The following is a 16,342-nucleotide window of genomic DNA, read 5'->3' as shown; positions in this document are numbered from 1 at the left end:
AGCCGTACGGTTCCCGTCCCATGCAGACATCAGCCGTGTACGTCATCACCGGAGGCACCCGCGGCATCGGTGCCGCCGTCGCCCGTCGGCTGGCGGGGGTGGCCGGGCGGGGGCTCGTGCTCGGGTACCGGGGCAATCACGAGCGGGCCGCCGAGCTCGTGGCGGAACTGGACAGCGCGGCCGGCCCGGTGCGCGCGGTCCCGTGCGACGTCGCCGACCAGGCCCAGGTTTCCGCGCTGTTCAAGGCGGCCGACGAGCTGGGGCCGCTGGCGGGTCTGGTGAACAACGCGGGCGTACTGGAGCAGCAGTGTGCCTTCACCGAGATCACCGCGGACCGGTGGAGCCGGGTGCTGGCGGTCAACGTGATCGGCCTGGCCATGTGCTGCCGCGAGGCGGTCACCCGGATGCGCGGCAGCGACCGGCCGGACCGCGCGATCGTCAACCTCTCGTCGAAGGCGGCGGTGCTGGGCGCGCCGGGTGAGTACGTCGACTACGCCGCGAGCAAGGCCGCGGTGGACACGTTGACCCGCGGTCTGGCTCTGGAGGTGGCCCCGTACGGCATCCGCGTGACGAGCGTCCGCCCCGGCATCATCGACACGGAGATCCACGCGACCGGCGGCGACCCGGGCCGCGCCGCTCGCCTCGGCCCCGCCCAGCCGCTCGGTCGCGCGGGCACTGCGGACGAGGTGGCCGCGGCCGTGGCGTGGCTGCTGTCGCCGGACGCCCGCTTCGTCACCGGAACGACCCTCGACGTCACCGGCGGCCGCTGAGCGTCAGGTGGGGGGCTTGGGCTTCATGTGGCCGTCGCAGGTGGCGTCCGTGGACTTGGTGCCGTCGGGGCAGACCGAGTTGACCCAGGAGACGCCGGCCAGTTTGGCGCCGGTCAGGTCGGCGCCGCGCAGGTTCGAGGAGTCGAACGTCGAACCGGTCAGGTCCGCGCCGGTCAGGTCGGCCGAGTTCAGGTCGGTGCGCAGGAAGGTCACCGCCCGCAGGTCGGCGCCGTGCAGGGTGGCGTGCTCCAGGCCCACGTCCGTCAGGCTGCTGTCGCGCAGGATCACGCCGCCCAGGTCGGCCTTGGTCAGTTTGACCTGGCTCAAGTCGGCCGCCTTGACCACCGCGCCGCTGAGATCCGCGCCGTACATGTCGGTGCTCATGATGGCCGCGTCCTGCAGGGTGGCGCCGTGCAGGTTGGCGCAGCGCAGCTTCCGGCCGTCGAGGTCGAACGCGGTGACCGTGCGGCCGCTGAGATCCGCTGCGCTCGGGGCCGTACAACGGGGGCCGTGCTTCGCGTCCGCGCCGTCGCCGCCGCCCTTGCACATGGTCACCGTGGCTGCCACCAGGGCCAGGCCGATGAGGGAGAGACCGCCTACGGTCCGCCGCTTCGGCATGGCACCAATCGTCCGGGCGGGCAGGGCTCCCACCGGGTGAGCACATGGGTTACTTTTCGGTAATGACGAACCCGAGAACGACCGAAGCGGCGACGACCGAAGCGGCGACGACCAAAGCGCTCGTGCTCGGCGGCGGTGGCATGACGGGCATCGCGTGGGAGTTCGGGATTCTCGCCGGCCTCGCGCGGGCCGGGGTGACGGTCGGTGACGCGGACGTCATCGTCGGTACGTCCGCCGGTTCGGTGGTCGGGACCGTCCTCGCCGCCGGGATCCCGCTCGAGGACGCCGTCGCCGCGCAGGCCGTCGTGAGCCCGGGTGGACCCGCCCCGGCCGTCGACATCACGCCCGCCCTGGCCGCGTTCGCCATGCTCACCGACCGGTCGCGGCCGCGGGAGGAGGTCATGGCCGAGATCGGGGAGCTGGCCCTGACCACGCCGACCGGGGACGAGCAGGCGCACATCGCCCGGCTCACCGCGCAGCTTCCGGTGACCGACTGGCCCGCGCCCGACCTGCGCATCACCGCGGTGGACACCGACGGCGGGAAGCCGGCCGTGTTCGACCGGGCCTCCGGTGTACCCCTCCCGCTCGCCGTCGCCGCCAGCTGCGCGGTGCCGTGCGTGTTCACGCCGATCACCATCGACGGGAAGCGGTACATGGACGGCGGGGTCCGCTCCGGCACCAACGCCGACGTGGCCGAGGAGGCGGGGGCGCTGCTCGTCATCGCGCCCATGGGAGGACTGGGCCGCCCGCTCATCGACCGTGAGATCGCCAAGGTCGGACCGGAGCGCCACCTGGTCATCGAGCCCGACGAGGCGGCCCTCGAGGCGATCGGGCCCAACGTCCTCGACCCGTCCCGCCGCGCCGTCGCCGTCGAGGCCGGGCTCCGCCAGGGCGAGGCGCTGGCCGAAGCCGTCCGAGCCGTATGGAGCGCCTGACCGAGGCGCGACCGAAGCGGCCCCAAACCGCCTGAACACTGTAAGTTTCCCGGTCAGGGCCAGGGTGGAGCCCGTTTGGTGAGCGGTGCGTTGCCCTGCGTGGCGCCGCGATCCTAGCGTCGCAGCGCATGAGCGACTTGAGGAAGGTCTTCACCGCGGTGGCGACGGCCATCGCGGGCACGGTCATCGCCATCGCCACCACGGCCGGCCCGGCCAACGCCCTGGCCGCCGCCGGGGTCGCCAGCGTCGGGGCCGGGTACTCCCAGACCTGCGCGATCCGCACCGACGCGACGCTGTGGTGCTGGGGCGGCAACTACAGCGGCGAGCTCGGCGACGGCACCACGACGAGCCGGACCACGCCCGTCCGCATCGGCACCGCGGCCGACTGGGCGGGCATCGAGGCCGGCACCAGCCACACGTGTGCCGTGAAGACCGGCGGGACGCTGTGGTGCTGGGGGTACAACTTCCGGGGTCAGCTGGGCGACGGCACGACCCTCGGCAAGACCGTCCCCACCCAGGTCGGGACCGCGACCAACTGGGCCAAGGTGAGCGCGGGCGACAGCCACACCTGTGCCGTGAAGACCGACGGCACGCTGTGGTGCTGGGGCTTCAACCGGCTGGGCCAGGTCGGCACCGGCTCGGGGGCCTGGACGATCACCACGCCGTCGCAGGTCGGCACCGCGACCAGCTGGGCCGGCGTCTCGGCCGGCTTCGGGCACACCTGCGCCACGCGCACCGACGGCACGCTGTGGTGCTGGGGTGACAGTTCGGCCGGGCAGCTCGGGCTCGGCTCCACCGGCTACTCCACGACGCCGGCCCAGGTCGGCACGGCCACCACCTGGTCCGCGGTCACCGCCGGCTACGCGCACACCTGTGCCGTCCGCGCCGACAAGACCCTGTGGTGCTTCGGCGACAACGGCTACGGCCAGCTCGGCCTGGGCAGCACCGCGCTGCAGAACACCCCGGCCCAGGTCGGCACCGTGAACACCTGGACCGGAGTGAACGCCGGCTTCTACTCGACCTGCGCGTCGCGGACCGACGGCAGCCTGTGGTGCTTCGGCAACAACATGACCGGCCAGCTGGGCGACGGCACCACGACCACCCGCACCACGCCGACCCACGTCGGCACCGCCACCACCTGGACGGCCGGCGTGGTCACCGGGTACCACACCTGCGGCGTGCGCTCCGACGCCAGCCTGTGGTGCTGGGGCAACAACGGCAACTCGCAACTGGGCGACGGCACCACCACCCAGCGCAATACGCCGGGCGCGGTCACCCTGCCGTAGGACCTACCACCAGTGGTCCGTGCTCGCGCTGCCGAACCCGGGCGCCGTGACGGTCAGCCGGTACGCGTTGGAGGGCTTCACCTTCAAGGCGGCCAGCTCGGCCGGCCCGGTGCCCGGGTGGGCCGGCACGTCGAACGAGATGCTCTGCGGCCACCCCACCTGCTGGCTGGTGCCCGGGATGTTCTGCAGGACGTAGTAGTCCCACCGCACCGTGAACCCCGTCTCGCCGAGGACGTTGTCGTTGAACGCGATGATCTGCCGGCCCGACGAGTACACCAGTTGTATGCCCGACACCACCGGCACGTCGTAGGTCCGGCAGCCGAGCTGCCGGTTGGGCGCGAGGTCGGCCCCGGCCCGGGGCACGTTCAGCGCCCACACGCACACGCTGTGCGCCCCGTGCCGTGCGGGGGCGAATCCGTCGAAGCGCTGGGCGGTACCGGTGGAAAGGCTCGAAACGAACGCGCCGTCGACGTAGACGTGCACGAGGACCGGCCCCGTGGTGTCGCCGTCGGCCGCCCAGCCGGTGACGCGCACCCCGTTGCCCACGAAGGTGAGGGTGTCGAACGCTCCGCGCGGCGGGGCGTCGACGGGCCCGGGGTCGGGATCGTCGGGGGAGCAGATCGGCGGGGGCACGGGCTGGTCACACGCCGGGGCCGCGTGGCCCGGCGAAGCGGGGATCGTGACGGCGGCCGCGAGGGCCAGCAGCACGACGAGGGTTCGTCTCATGGCCCGAGTACAGCGAGCAGCCGTCCCGGGCCGCCAGGGACAACGATCCCGAGGGGTCAGGCGGCCGGCGTCGTCACGCAGGCCCAGCTGTCCTGCGCGGCCGGGCTGTAGGCGGAGACGCCCGCCGCGTTGAACGCGCGCACCTTGAAGCACATGTACGTGCCCGGGGCCAGCCCGTCCCACACCAGCGAGGTGGCGCCGGCCGCGGCGTTGCGCGACGCGCTGCCGTTGATGACCGTGAAGCCCGTCTCGTCGGCGGAGCCGTCGGTCCACTGCAGCCGGATCGCGGTCGGGCCGGTCGCCGTGGCGGTCAGCCCGGACGGTGCCGCCGGGCCGGTGCCGGCCAGGCTGTTGGTGCACACCCAGTCGGCCTGCGCTGCCGGGAAGTACGCCGACGGGCCCGCCGCGTTGAACGCGCGCACCTTGAAGCACATGTACGTGTCCGGGGCCAGGCCGTCCCACACCAGCGAGGTCGCCCCGGCGGCGGCGTTGCGCGACGTCGCCCCGTTGATGACGGTGAAGCCGGTCTCGTTGGCCGAGGTGTCCTTCCAGTTCAGCCGGATCGCGGAGGCGCTCACCGGGGTCGCGGTCAGCCCGGCCGGCACCGCCGGCGCGCCCGCGGGCGCCTTGGTCGAGGGCGGCGCGGCCAGGCTGGGCGGGCGGGACGGGGACAGCGACGGCACCGAGGCGCTCGACGACGGCGGGATTACGCCGCCGAGACCGGCGTCGTTGGTGGCGTCGGCCCGGGTCACGGCGCCGGAGACGGGCGGGCCGGGGTCGTCGTCGTCGCCGAGCAGCAGCGCCGAGGCGACGATGCCGACGATGGCCAGCACGGCGGCCGCGCCGATCAGCAGCCCGCGGCCGCGCGCCGGGCGCGGGGGAACGGCCGCCTGGGCCTCCCGCGCCGCCGCGGCCATCGCCGCCCCCGACGGCCACCGCTCGGCCGGGTCCTTGGCGAGGGAGCGGGCCACGAACGCGCGGACCGCGGGCGGCACGTCGTCCGGCAGCGGGTCGGGCTCGTCGTTGGCGTGCCGCAGCGCGATCTGCAGCAGGCTCTCGCCCTCGAACGGCAGCCGCCCGGCCAGGACGCGGTAGGCGACGACGCCCAGCGAGTACAGGTCGGACCGGGCGGTCGCGGGCTCGCCGCCGGCCCGCTCGGGCGCGATGTAGGAGGCGGTGCCGAGCAGCAGCTCGGGCGAGGTGCGATGGGTCGCGGCGGCCGAGCGGGCGATGCCGAAGTCGGTGAGCACCGTGCTGCCGTCCGGGCGCAGCAGGAGGTTGCCGGGCTTGACGTCCCGGTGCATGACGCCCTTCTCGTGGGCGGCGTGCAGGGCCTCGGCCGCCTCGGCGATCAGGCGCAGCGCGGCGTCCGGGGCCAGGCGCTCCTCGCGGTCCAGGGCCGCGGCCAGCGACTCGCCGTCGATGTACTGCATGACGAGGTACACTCCCGCCGCCGGATCGTCGCCGAAGTCGTAGACGTCGACCACCCCGGGGTGGCTGATGGTCGCCATGGTGCGGGCCTCGGCCCGGAACCGCTCGACGAACTCGGGCTCGCCGCTCGGCGCGCGCAGCAGCTTGACCGCGACCGTGCGCCCCAGCACGCGGTCGTGGCCCCGCCAGACGTCGCCCATGCCGCCGCTGGCGATGTGCCGCTCGAGCTCGTACCGCCCGGCCAGCACCGTTCCCGCGCCGATCAACCGCGCCCCCTCAGCCGGTCGGCCCCTCAGCCGGTCGGATCCGAACGACTGTTCCTAACCTGCCAGGGGGCGATCCGCAAGCGCTACCAGCGAGTACGCATCAGCTGAGTCGTAGCGCCCGCACGATGGTGACGACGCCGAACACGGTGAAGACGGTCAGGAGCGGCAGCAGGATGACGACGCCGACCAGCATCGCGCGGCCGCCGGCGCCCCCGACGACCGCTGCGAGCATGACCAGCACCGCGGCGATCGCGTACAGGATCCGCCCGCCGTCCCGGGCCAGCCGCACGAGGCGCGGCCGGCCCAGGTTCGGCGCGGTCACCGAGACGCCCCACCCGACGACGGCGGTCGCGACGGCGAGCAGCAGCAGGCTGAAGCCCAGCGCGACGTGGACGTGAATCGGCACGCCCGCATTGTGCGGCCCTCAGGCGCCGATGCGGAAGGTGGCGTCCTGTTTGTCCGTTGTGGACGACCCACTCGTGATCGGGTCGATGCGCAGGACGTAGTTGCTGTGGCGCAGGTAGCGGTCCGGGAAGTTGTACGAGCGGAACGACGTCCACGACGCGTCGGCGAACCCGGCGACCTTGGAGAAGGTGGCGTCGGCCTTGAACGTGGTGGTCCCGTCGTTGACCGCGAGCTGCAGCGCGTAGTTCCAGTGCCGCAGGTACCGGTCGGGGTAGTTCACCGAGCGGAACGAGACGCCGGAGGAGTCGGCCAGGCCCGGCACCAGGGTCCAGAGCTGGTCCTGGTACGGGTCGAACGGGTACGCGTCGATCCGCCCGACGCCGTTGGCGTGGCGCACGTAGCGGTCCGGGAAGTTGTAGGACTTGACGCGGTTCCAGGCCGGCGCGCCCCACTTGGCGGTGAGGTTGGCCAGTTCGGTCGCCGTGATCGGGGTGATGCCGGGGTGCTTGGAGTTCAGCGGCTGGGTGTACGCGCGGTCGTTGAGCAGGCTCCACGCCCCGCCGGCCACGTTGCTCGTCTGCCAGCAGAAGAACCGGCCGTTCGGGCTCCACGTGTCGCCCCACATGAACCAGGTGTCGGCGGTGTTGGACTTGACGATCTGCGGGGCCTCGACGCCTCTTCCAGGACCGATGCCGCTCGTGTACTGGCTGAAGCTGCCCGGGTTCAGGCTCGTCGAGCGGGTGCCGAGCAGCGTGCTGTTCGTGTTGTTCTTGAAGTACATGTAGTTGACCCCGCCGACGCTCACGAAGTCGCCGTCGATGGCGTCGTAGCCGGGGTCGAAGAACGTCTGCGGGGCCGAAGCGGTCACGAAGTCGCTGGTGTAGTTCACCATCAGCACGTTGTGCCCGCCGGTGACCGCCGAGTAGACGACGGCGTACTGCCCGCGGCCGGGATCCCAGTAGGCCTCCGGGGCCCAGGCGTGCGTGGCCAGGGAGTGCACCTTGAGCAGCCGGTACCCGGTGAAGGTGCGCAGGTCGGTGGAGTCCCAGACGTGGATGTACTGGCTCTGGTAGTTCCAGTCGGTGCCATTGAGGTCGGTGGCCAGCACGACGAACCCGCCGCTCTGCTTGCGCAGGATGAACGGGTCGCGCAGGCCCCGGCTGCCCAGGGTGGGCGTGGCGACCGGGTTGTTCTGGTTGAGCGGGGTCCAGTTCAGCCCGTCGGCGCTGACGGCGAGGTGGAGGCCGTAGTTGGCGGCGGCCATGGTCGGGGACTCGGTGAAGTACGCCATGGCGTACCCGCCGTAGGTGGCGGCCATGGAGGTCCCGGGACGCGCGAGGGCGCCGCCGACGACGGCGGCGCCCGCGGCGGACAGCAGGGTGCGACGCTTCAAGAGGTCACCTCAAGTCGCTGTGATCGCTAACAAATGGCGGCATGTCAGCGGAGTACAGCGATGTTATCGCTCACATAGATGAAGTCAAGCGCACGGCTTCCGCGGCCAGGACGGTGATCGCCGCGAAGTCGCCGGCGGCGATCGCCTTGCGCGGCACCATCCAGCTGCCGCCGACCGCGAGCACCGAGGGCAGATCCAGGTACTCCCGCACGTTGGACGTGTCGATGCCGCCGGTCGGGACGAAGCGGACCTGCGGGAACGGCGCCGTGAGGGCGGCCACCGCGCGGGCCCCGCCGGAGGTGCCGGCCGGGAAGAACTTCAGCACGTCCACGCCGAGCTCCAGCGCCGCCATGATCTCGGTCGCCGTGGTGGCGCCGGGCAGCGCGGGCACCCCGTGGAAACGACACCGCTGCACGACCGCCGCGCTCAGCCCGGGGGAGACCACGAACGTCGCGCCCGCGGCCACGGCCTGGTCGACCTGGTCGGGGGTGGTGACCGTGCCGGCGCCGACCACGACCCCGCCGTGCCGGCTCATCCGCGCGATCGCCCCGGCCGCCGCCGCGGTGCGGAAGGTGACCTCGGCGATCGGCAGGCCGCCGGCGACCAGGGCGTCGGCGAGGGGCTCGGCGGAGGCGGCGTCGTCGAGGACGACCACGGGAACGATGCGGTTGGCACCCAGGAAACTCATGACGATCCTTTCCGGGCCAGGGCGGCCACGCCGAGGACGGTGGCCTCGGGTTCGGTGACGAAATGCAGGTGGCGGGCGGTGGCTTCCTGCCGCAGCCGGCGCCACGGGGCCCAGCCGGCGGCCACGCCGGCGACGGTGACGTCGGCGATGCGCGTGCCGGCCGCGGCGCCGAGCCGGGTGGTGACCGCGTCGGCCTCGGCCGCCAGCCCCTTGAGCAGGCCGGCCATCGCCTGGGCGCGGGTGACGTCCATCGGGAGGCTGACCTCCCGGGCGTCCGCGTCGATGCGGGCCGGGGCGACGGTGTCCAGGGCCGCCTCGACCTCGGACCAGAGCAGGTCGTCGGGCATTTCGGGGTACAGCATCCGCCGCCACGACTGGTAGAACCGCCCGGCCGGCGTGGCCCGGTGCACGTAGCGCAGGCCGCCCGCCACGAAGACGCCGACGTCGAGGCCGGGCTCGACCACGTCGGGGAGGGCGTCCACGAGCACCAGCTGGGCCTCGGAGGTGCCCGCCGAGACGTAGACGTCGCCGGGCTTGCGCACGCCGGAGCCGTACGCGCCGCACATGTGGTCGTGGCCGCCGGTGACGACCGCGATGCCGGCGGGCAGTACACCCGCGCCGCTGGTAAAACCGACGACCGTGGCGCTGCCGACGAGCTCCGGCAGGCGCAGGGCGCCGAGGCCGAGGGACGGCAGCGCGTCCTCGTCGAGGGTGCCGGCCCGCACGTCGAGCAGGCCGGTGCGCGAGGCGTGCGAGACGTTGAGGAACACCGGCGCGGACGGGTCGGCCAGCAGGTCGCGGGCCACGAAGTCGGCCAGGCCGGTGAACGTGCGGGCGCCGCCGAGCAGCCCGGCGCGGCGCAGCCAGAGCAGCTTGAACACCGAGAACGTGTCGTCCACGCCGGCCCACGCCTCGCCCGCGAGCGGCTTGGCCTCGCGGCCGTGCCCGGCGAACCAGGCCGGCACCGGGGCGGTGACCTCGCCGCCGGCGCCGAGCATGACGACCTCCTCGCCGACCGAGCCGACGCCGACGGCGACCACCGCGCCGGGGCGCACCGCCGGGTCGGCGAGCAGCTCCGTGAGCAGCCCGGCGACCGCGGCGGTGAGCCGGGACGCGTCGCGCCGCCCGCCCCACGGGTCCTCGCGCACCTCGGTCGGCGCCGAGACCAGGGCGATCAGCCGGCCCTCGGCGGCGTCGTAGCAGCCGACCTTGGTGCGGGTGGTGCCGATGTCGACACCCAGGTAGAGGCTCACAGCGCGGTCACCGTCACCCGCTCGCGCAGCTTGCCGACCAGCTCCGGGTCGACGTCCGGGGCGAGCGAGGCGGCGTTGGCCGCGCCCATCGCCGCGGCCAGGGTCAGCGCCCGCGCCGGGTCCTCGCCGCGGCCGAGCGCCACCGCGAGGCCGGCCAGGAACGCGTCGCCGGAGCCGGTGGCGTTGACCGTGTTCACCACCGGGCTGTCGGCGGTGAGCTGCGCGCCGGGGCCGACCCAGACCGCGCCGTGCGCGCCGCTGGTGACGACGAAGGTGGCGCCGGTCCGGGCGTGCAGCTCGCGCACCGCGGCGAGCAGGTCGGCCGGGTCGGACAGGTCCCGGCCCAGGATGCCGCCGAGCTCCAGCGCGTTGGGCTTGACCACGAGCGTGCCGCCGCCCGTGCCGCCGGCCCGCACGTCGTCGATGACCCGGGCGAGCGCGTCACCGTGGGCGTCGACGAGCGCGGTCGCGCCGTGCCGGAGAGCCTGGCGGGCCACCGTGGCGTGCAGGTCGGGCGCGGACCCGGGCGGCAGGCTGCCGGTCGAGACCACCACGTCGCCGAGCCGGATCGCGGCGGCCAGGCCGGCCGCGAGCTGCTCTTGCTCGTCGGCGGTGACCACCGGGCCGCGCTCGTTGAGCACGGTCGACCGCCCGGTCTCCCGCTCGATGACGACCGGCGTCACCCGGGTCTCGCCGCGGATCTGCACGTGCCGGTCGGCGACGCCCAGGTCCGCGCAGCCGCGGCGGATGACGTCGCCGACGAACCCGCCGACGAAGCCGTGCGCGGTGACCGTGGCGCCGAGGCGGCGGGCGCCCCGGCACACGATCATCCCCTTGCCGCCCGGCAGGCTCTGCACGTCGACCACCCGGTTGACCTCGAAGGGCACGAAGTGCTCGACGACCTGCAGCCGGTCCAGCGCCGGGTTGGGGCACACCACATGCAGGGTGAACACTAGTCGCCGTCGATCTGGTACAGCGCGAACAGCTCCTCGTCGGTGGCCCCCAGGACCTCCTCCTCGCGCGACCGGAACGTCTCGGCCGTCACGCGCACGAGCTCGTCGAGCTTCTCGGTCTGCGGCGGCAGGTTCATCGCCGCGTACGGGTTGCCGCCGGCGCCCAGCGGCTCGGCCGAGCAGTAGTTGTCGCCGCGCTGGTAGCCGATCGCGTAGAGGGCCATGATGACCACGTCGAGGTCGAGCAGGCCGTGGCCCAGCGCGCGCCGGTTGGTGTCGGCCAGGTGCAGGTTGAGCATGCGGTGGCCGTGGTCCAGCAGCGTGGCGCCGATGTGCAGCTCGCCGCTGAGCATGTGGTAGGTGTCGCCGTTGACGTGCGCGATCGACGGGTGGCCGACCAGGTCGAGCAGGCGCAGGACCTGCTCGAAGGTGTGCGCGACGCTGGTCTCCTCGGGCCGGATCGGCTCCACGGCGCCGCGGATGCCGGCCCTGGCGAAGTCGTCGGCGACGTAGCGCATCGTGCTCGCCGAGCGCTCCAGCTCGTAGGAGTCGAACGCGACCGGGCGGCCCACCGAGCCCGCCCCGAAGAGCAGGTAGGTGCCCCCGACGGCCTGGGTGAACTGGGCCTGGCGGCGGAAGTACTCCACGGCGCGGGCCCGCACGTGCGGCAGGTTGTGCGCGAACTCCTGGTCCGGCGTCACCATGCCGCAGACGCCGGAGACGGTGATGCCGTGCTCGCCCAGGGTCTTGAGGGTCGCGTCGGGCTGGTAGCCGAAGTCGTCGGAGTACAGGTTGCCGTGCAGCTCGATGTACTGCACGCCGTTCTTGGCCAGCCGCTCGGCCGACACGCCGAGCTCCTCGGTGCCGAAGCCCCAGTTGCTCCAGCCGAACTTGAGCCGGGGCTCCTCGGCGGTGTGCGAGCGGCGCGCCTCGACGAACGCCTTGACGACGCGCTGGTCATGAACACGGAACGGTTGCGGCTTCATGTGGAACGACCTTTCTTCGGAACTCAGCGACCGGCGAAGAACCGGGAACGCAGCGCGGCGGGGCTCAAGTGGCGCAGGTTGCCCTGCCGGCCCTGGTCGAACAGGGCGGCCAGCACGATGACCAGGCCGATGCTGAGCTGCTGCAGGAACGGGGAGAGGGCGAGCAGGATGAACGCGTTGCGCAGCACGCCGAGCAGGCAGGCGCCGAGGAACGCGCCGATGATGGAGCCGCGGCCGCCGGAGAGGCTGGCCCCGCCGATCACGGCGGCGGCGATGACGTCGAGCTCGTAGCCGGTGCCGGCCTGCGCCTCGGCCACCCCGACCTGGGTCGAGAAGATGATCCCGGCCAGGCCCGCGAGCAGGCCGATGAGCACGAACGTGAGGATGCGGGTGCGGGCGACCGGGATGCCGCCGGTGCGGGCGGCGGCGTCGTTGTCGCCGATCGCGGTGACCCGCAGGCCGAACACGGTCCGGGTCAGCAGCAGCTGGCCGAGGATGACCAGCACGACGAAGATCAGCACGCTGACCGGGATGCCGCCGAGGATGCGGCCCTGGCCGATGAAGGACAGCTCGTCGGGCATGCTCTGCGGCAGGCCGCCGGTGACGAGCTGGGTCAGGCCGCGGGCGATGGACAGCATGCCCAGGGTCACGATGAACGAGCTGACCCGGCCCAGCACGACGACGGTGCCGACGGCGAGCCCGCACACCCCGCCCACCGCGATCCCGGCCAGCATGGCGATCCACGGGTTGGCGCCGCTGCCGTAGACCGAGCCGGCGGTGACCGCGGACAGCGCCAGCACCGAGCCGACCGACAGGTCGATCTCCTTGGCGATGAGGATGAACGTCTGCCCGACGGCGATCACGCCGACCACGACGACGGTCTGCAGCACGTTGTACAGGTTGTCGGCGCGCAGGAAGTTGCTGTTGACGATGCTGACGACGGCGCCCAGCAGGATGATCACGCCGAGCAGGCCGGTCTCCTGGCGCTTGAAGACCGAGCGGACGACGTCCTTCGCGGAGCGGGTGCGCTCCGGGCCCGGGGCCGGGGCGGTGACGGTGGGGGCAGACATGCTCATCCTTCGGTCGATCCCATGGCGGCGGCCACGATGGGCTGCGGTCCTGCGGTGTTGGGGGCGTCGAGGGTCAGCCGGCCCTGGCGGACCACGACGACGCGGTCGGCGAGCTCGACGACCTCCTCGAGCTCGGAGGAGATGAACCAGACGGCGAGGCCCTCGGTGTGGGCGAGCTCGCGCAGGGTCGCGTAGATCTCGGCCTTGGTGCCGACGTCCACGCCCCGGGTCGGTTCGTCGAGGATCAGCACCCGCGGCTTGGCCGCGAGCGCGCGGGCCAGCAGCACCTTCTGCTGGTTGCCGCCGGACAGCGAGGTGATCGGCGCCTCGGTCGAGGCCGTCTTGACCCCGAAGCGGCGGGTCAGGTCGCGCGCGGCGGCGTTGGTACGCCCGGCCGAGACCCAGCCCAGCGGCCCGAGCGTGGACAGGATGCGGACGGTCAGGTTGTAGCCGACCGTCTGGGCGTGGAAGACCTCGGTGCGCCGCTCCTCGGCGACGTACGCGATGCCGAGCCGCTGCGCCCGCCCGGGACCGGGGATGCGGGCCGGCCGCCCGCCGACGAGCACCTGGCCGCCGGTGATCCGCCGGGCCCCGATCACCGCCTCGGCGATCTCGGTGCGCCCGGCCCCGACCAGCCCGGACATGCCGAGGATCTCGCCCCGGCGCAGCGCGAAGCTCACGTCGGTGAAGCCCTCGCCGGACAGGCCGCGCAGCTCCAGCGCGACCTCGGCCGAGTCGCTCAGGGTGCGCCGCTCGGCGACGGTCTGGGCGACCACGGCCCGCTTGCGCTCGCCCGCCATCAGCTCGACGGCGCGCTGCTCGTGCAGCTCCCGCGGGTCGCCCGCGGCCACGAAGGTGCCGTCGCGCAGGACGATGACGTGGTCGACGATGGAGTACACCTCGGCCAGGCGGTGGCTCACGAGCACCACCGCGACGCCGTCGGAGCGCAGCCGGCGCACGACGCTGAACAGCCGCTCCGACTCCTCGTGGGTGAGGCTGGAGTTGGGCTCGTCCAGGAACAGCACCTTGGGCCGGCGGGACAGCGCCCGCACGATGTCGACCATCTGCCGGGAGGCGGCGGACAGGTCGCGGCACAGGGTGGCCGGGTCGGGCAGGTAGTCGGTCATGTCCAGGCGCCGCAGCAGGTCGCGGGCCCGGGTGACGTTCTCGCCCCGGCGGGCGGCCGCGTAGGCGGGCCGCTCGCCGAGGTCGTAGAGGAACAGGTTGTCGGCGATGGTGAGCTCGCTGATGAGCAGCGGCTCCTGGTGCACGACGACCACGCCGGCGGCGATCGCCTCGAGCGGCGAGCCGAAGCTCACCTCCTGCCCGGCGAGGGTCAGCTCCCCGCGGTCGGGTCGCATCTCGCCGGAGCAGAGCCGGATCAGGGTGGACTTGCCGGCGCCGTTCTCCCCGAGCAGCCCGGTGACCTGCCCGGCCGGGAAGGCCAGGGACACGTCGCGCAGGGCCCGTACGGGACCGAACGACTTCGCCAGGCCGGCGACCGCGAGGGCCGCCGGCTTCAGAGTGCTCGTCATGCTCGCCACAACTTCCTGCGGAACCGGTCGATCAGGAGGAGCCCGGGGTGCCCAGCGGCACGGCGGACGGGTCGTGCTGGGCCAGGTTGTCCTTGGTCACGAACGGGGCCTCGGCCTCCTGGGTGACCTGGTCCGGGTTCTTGCCGGTGACGGCCGCGTTGAACAGCTGGATGGCCACGTTGTAGCCCTGGCCGAACGCGTCCTGACCGATCACGCCGTACATCGAGCCGTTCTTGATGGCGTCGATGTTCTCCGTGGTGATGTCGAAGCCGATGACCTTGATGGTGTCCTGCTTGCCGGCCGCGGCGACGGCCTGCGCGGCGCCGAACGGGCCGCCGGCGGTGGCGTAGAGGCCGACCAGGTCGGTGTTCGACTGGATGTAGTTCTGCGCGGCCGAGAAGGTGTTCGAGGCCGAGTCCTTGGCCTCGACGCCCTGGCCGACCGGGGTCAGGCTGGAGCCCTGCAGGCCGTCGACGAAGCCCTTGCGGCGCTGCTCGGAGCCGGGCGCGGTGAACTGGCTGACGATGATGCCGACCTTGCCCGCCTTGCCGCCGGTGGCCTTGATCATCTCCTGGGCCGCGGTCTGGCCGGCCTTGTACTGCTCCTGCGCGTAGTTCACCGTGCCGCCGGACGAGCCGACGCAGTCGAACAGCGTGTTGTACGCGCCGAGCTTGTCGCCCTTGGCCGAGAGGGTCTTGATGTCGGCGCAGTTGCCCTCGCCGGCGATGAAGAAGCCGATGCCCTTGTACCCCTGGGCGTCCGCGCCCTTGATCGCGCTGGACACCGTCTGCACGTCGATGTTGTCGCCGGCGACGATCCAGTCGACCTTGCCGTTGCGGGAGGAGAGCACCCGGTTGGCGTAGTCCGCGCCCGCCTTCACCGACACCCAGTAGGGGTTGTTGGCGAAGCCGATCATCGCGACCTTGACCTGGCTGTCGGGCTTCTGGTCGGTCGGGGTGGGCCGGCCGGAGATGAGGTCCGACGGGCCGGACGCGGCCTCGTCGTCCCCGCCACCGCAGGCGGCGGCGAGCATCGCGACGGCCACCAGTACGGCGAGGCCGCGGGTGTGTAGTTTCATGTGTCCTCCAACTGGGGGTGTGGGCCGGCGAGGCGGACCGTGGGGCCGAGGGCCCGGATCTCCTCGGCGGTGGCGGGATCGATTCCGGCGTCGGTCACGACGACGTCGATGTCCTCGATCGAGCCGTAGCGGCAGGCGGCCTGGAGGCCGAACTTGCTGGCGTCGGTCAGCAGGACCGACTTCTGCGCGGAGGCGAGGATGGCCGTCTTGACCGCCGCCTCCGCCGGGTCGGGCGTGGAGAGCCCCCACGCGAGGTCGACGGCGTTGGCGCCGACGAACGCGACGTCGAAGCGCAGCGCCGCCAGCCGCTCCAGGGCCCAGGTGTCGACCTCGGCGTAGCTGGCCGGGCGCACCCGGCCGCCGATCGTCATCACCGTGGAGTGGCCCAGGTCGGTCAGGGCGAGCGCGATCTGCAGGGCGTTGGTGACGATGAGCAGGTCACCGCGGTCCGGCAGCAGCTGGGCGAGGTGCCCGGTGGTGGAGCCGGCCTCGATGAAGATGGCGCCGAAGGGCGGGATCTCGGCCGCCGCCGCGCGGGCGATGGCGAGCTTCTCCTCGCGCCGCTCGCCGATCCGGTCGGAGACGCGCCCCTCGTCGGCGAGCGTCGCGCGGGCCACGGCGCCGCCGTGCACCCGCCGCAGGTCGCCCGCGGCCTCGAGGGTCGACAGGTCGCGGCGGATGGTCTCGGCGTTGACCGAGAACCGGGTGGACAGCTCCGCCGCCTGGACCCGGCCGCTGCTGCGCACCAGCGCCGCGATCTCGCGCCGGCGCTCCAACGGGGAAGCCTGCACCGCCAACCACCCCCTTCCGCCTGATGTGGATTTCGGTGTGGGTCTTGTGGGGGAACCCACGCGACTTGTGGAGTCACACTACATCCGCACCGAAAGTTGTCAACGCAAGATTTTCTGATTGTTACGAACGGAGGCCCGTTTTCTAGTAAAGGGTGTCC

At 72.9% G+C, this 16,342-nt stretch carries 16 protein-coding genes; 3 read left to right on the top strand and 13 right to left on the bottom strand.

All coding sequences use genetic code 11. The features are described 5' to 3' along the window. The first annotated feature begins 20 nt into the window (after positions 1-20). Entirely contained in the window at positions 21-770 is a 750-nt protein-coding gene (locus tag ACQP00_RS39115) for an SDR family oxidoreductase (RefSeq protein WP_433206196.1), read from the top strand. Positions 771-773: 3 nt separating this feature from the next. Here ACQP00_RS39115 and ACQP00_RS39110 read toward each other — a convergent pair whose 3' ends face one another. Next, positions 774-1,388, bottom strand: a complete 615-nt coding sequence (locus tag ACQP00_RS39110; protein ID WP_433206193.1) for a pentapeptide repeat-containing protein — start codon at positions 1,386-1,388, stop codon at positions 774-776. A 62-nt stretch (positions 1,389-1,450) separates the two neighbouring features. Between ACQP00_RS39110 and ACQP00_RS39105 the strand changes: the two genes are divergently transcribed. After that, positions 1,451-2,323, top strand: coding sequence for a patatin-like phospholipase family protein (locus tag ACQP00_RS39105; protein ID WP_433206190.1), 873 nt, complete (start codon positions 1,451-1,453; stop codon positions 2,321-2,323). Positions 2,324-2,451: 128 nt separating this feature from the next. Beyond that, the gene (locus ACQP00_RS39100) at positions 2,452-3,609 is read left to right on the top strand and encodes an RCC1 domain-containing protein (protein ID WP_433206187.1); all 1,158 of its coding nucleotides are present in this window, start codon (positions 2,452-2,454) and stop codon (positions 3,607-3,609) included. 3 nt (positions 3,610-3,612) lie between these two features. Here ACQP00_RS39100 and ACQP00_RS39095 read toward each other — a convergent pair whose 3' ends face one another. From ACQP00_RS39095 to ACQP00_RS39040, 12 genes are all read right to left on the bottom strand, one after another. Beyond that, positions 3,613-4,335 (bottom strand): hypothetical protein, encoded by a 723-nt coding sequence (locus ACQP00_RS39095; RefSeq protein WP_433206185.1) that lies wholly within the window; start codon positions 4,333-4,335, stop codon positions 3,613-3,615. Between the two features lie 56 nt (positions 4,336-4,391). Then, the gene (locus tag ACQP00_RS39090) at positions 4,392-6,032 is read right to left on the bottom strand and encodes a protein kinase domain-containing protein (protein ID WP_433206182.1); all 1,641 of its coding nucleotides are present in this window, start codon (positions 6,030-6,032) and stop codon (positions 4,392-4,394) included. A 100-nt stretch (positions 6,033-6,132) separates the two neighbouring features. After that, positions 6,133-6,438 (bottom strand): hypothetical protein, encoded by a 306-nt coding sequence (locus tag ACQP00_RS39085; RefSeq protein WP_433206179.1) that lies wholly within the window; start codon positions 6,436-6,438, stop codon positions 6,133-6,135. A gap of 18 nt (positions 6,439-6,456) precedes the next feature. Then, entirely contained in the window at positions 6,457-7,830 is a 1,374-nt protein-coding gene (locus ACQP00_RS39080; protein WP_433206176.1) for a glycoside hydrolase family 43 protein, read from the bottom strand. 70 nt (positions 7,831-7,900) lie between these two features. Next, positions 7,901-8,518 (bottom strand): bifunctional 4-hydroxy-2-oxoglutarate aldolase/2-dehydro-3-deoxy-phosphogluconate aldolase, encoded by a 618-nt coding sequence (eda, locus tag ACQP00_RS39075; protein ID WP_433206173.1) that lies wholly within the window; start codon positions 8,516-8,518, stop codon positions 7,901-7,903. Beyond that, positions 8,515-9,771 carry an FGGY family carbohydrate kinase gene (locus ACQP00_RS39070; protein WP_433206170.1) on the bottom strand — a complete coding sequence of 419 codons (1,257 nt, stop codon included), beginning with the start codon at positions 9,769-9,771 and terminating at the stop codon, positions 8,515-8,517. Before ACQP00_RS39070 ends, eda begins: the two co-directional genes overlap by 4 nt. Next, on the bottom strand, positions 9,768-10,724 hold the full coding sequence (locus ACQP00_RS39065) for a 1-phosphofructokinase family hexose kinase (protein ID WP_433206167.1): 957 nt from the start codon (positions 10,722-10,724) through the stop codon (positions 9,768-9,770). The genes ACQP00_RS39070 and ACQP00_RS39065 overlap by 4 nt, the downstream gene beginning before the upstream one ends. Then, positions 10,724-11,710: a sugar phosphate isomerase/epimerase family protein gene (locus ACQP00_RS39060; protein ID WP_433206164.1), complete on the bottom strand. Its 987-nt coding sequence runs from the start codon at positions 11,708-11,710 to the stop codon at positions 10,724-10,726. The genes ACQP00_RS39065 and ACQP00_RS39060 overlap by 1 nt, the downstream gene beginning before the upstream one ends. A 23-nt stretch (positions 11,711-11,733) precedes the next feature. After that, positions 11,734-12,780, bottom strand: a complete 1,047-nt coding sequence (locus ACQP00_RS39055; protein ID WP_433206161.1) for an ABC transporter permease — start codon at positions 12,778-12,780, stop codon at positions 11,734-11,736. A 2-nt stretch (positions 12,781-12,782) separates the two neighbouring features. Then, a complete protein-coding gene (locus tag ACQP00_RS39050) occupies positions 12,783-14,315 on the bottom strand; it encodes a sugar ABC transporter ATP-binding protein (RefSeq protein ID WP_433206158.1) in 1,533 nt (510 codons plus the stop codon). Between the two features lie 31 nt (positions 14,316-14,346). After that, complete coding sequence (locus tag ACQP00_RS39045; protein ID WP_433206155.1) at positions 14,347-15,393, bottom strand: sugar ABC transporter substrate-binding protein; 1,047 nt, start codon at positions 15,391-15,393, stop codon at positions 14,347-14,349. After that, entirely contained in the window at positions 15,390-16,184 is a 795-nt protein-coding gene (locus ACQP00_RS39040) for a DeoR/GlpR family DNA-binding transcription regulator (RefSeq protein ID WP_433206152.1), read from the bottom strand. Before ACQP00_RS39040 ends, ACQP00_RS39045 begins: the two co-directional genes overlap by 4 nt. Positions 16,185-16,342 lie beyond the last annotated feature (158 nt).

The sequence above is a fragment of the Dactylosporangium sp. CS-047395 genome (genome assembly GCF_050942185.1).
Taxonomy (GTDB): domain Bacteria; phylum Actinomycetota; class Actinomycetes; order Mycobacteriales; family Micromonosporaceae; genus Dactylosporangium.
The sequence above is the reverse complement of the archived record's forward strand: the minus strand, read 5'-3'. Positions and strand labels throughout refer to the sequence as shown.

What these genes read in the sequence shown, in the direction of transcription:
- ACQP00_RS39115 (WP_433206196.1), top strand. Translation starts at nt 21, where the DNA reads ATGCAGACATCAGCCGTGTACGTCATCACCGGAGGCACCCGCGGCATC.
- ACQP00_RS39110 (WP_433206193.1), bottom strand. Translation starts at nt 1,388, where the DNA reads ATGCCGAAGCGGCGGACCGTAGGCGGTCTCTCCCTCATCGGCCTGGCC.
- ACQP00_RS39105 (WP_433206190.1), top strand. Translation starts at nt 1,451, where the DNA reads ATGACGAACCCGAGAACGACCGAAGCGGCGACGACCGAAGCGGCGACG.
- ACQP00_RS39100 (WP_433206187.1), top strand. Translation starts at nt 2,452, where the DNA reads ATGAGCGACTTGAGGAAGGTCTTCACCGCGGTGGCGACGGCCATCGCG.
- ACQP00_RS39095 (WP_433206185.1), bottom strand. Translation starts at nt 4,335, where the DNA reads ATGAGACGAACCCTCGTCGTGCTGCTGGCCCTCGCGGCCGCCGTCACG.
- eda (WP_433206173.1), bottom strand. Translation starts at nt 8,518, where the DNA reads ATGAGTTTCCTGGGTGCCAACCGCATCGTTCCCGTGGTCGTCCTCGAC.
- ACQP00_RS39060 (WP_433206164.1), bottom strand. Translation starts at nt 11,710, where the DNA reads ATGAAGCCGCAACCGTTCCGTGTTCATGACCAGCGCGTCGTCAAGGCG.
- ACQP00_RS39055 (WP_433206161.1), bottom strand. Translation starts at nt 12,780, where the DNA reads ATGTCTGCCCCCACCGTCACCGCCCCGGCCCCGGGCCCGGAGCGCACC.
- ACQP00_RS39050 (WP_433206158.1), bottom strand. Translation starts at nt 14,315, where the DNA reads ATGACGAGCACTCTGAAGCCGGCGGCCCTCGCGGTCGCCGGCCTGGCG.
- ACQP00_RS39045 (WP_433206155.1), bottom strand. Translation starts at nt 15,393, where the DNA reads ATGAAACTACACACCCGCGGCCTCGCCGTACTGGTGGCCGTCGCGATG.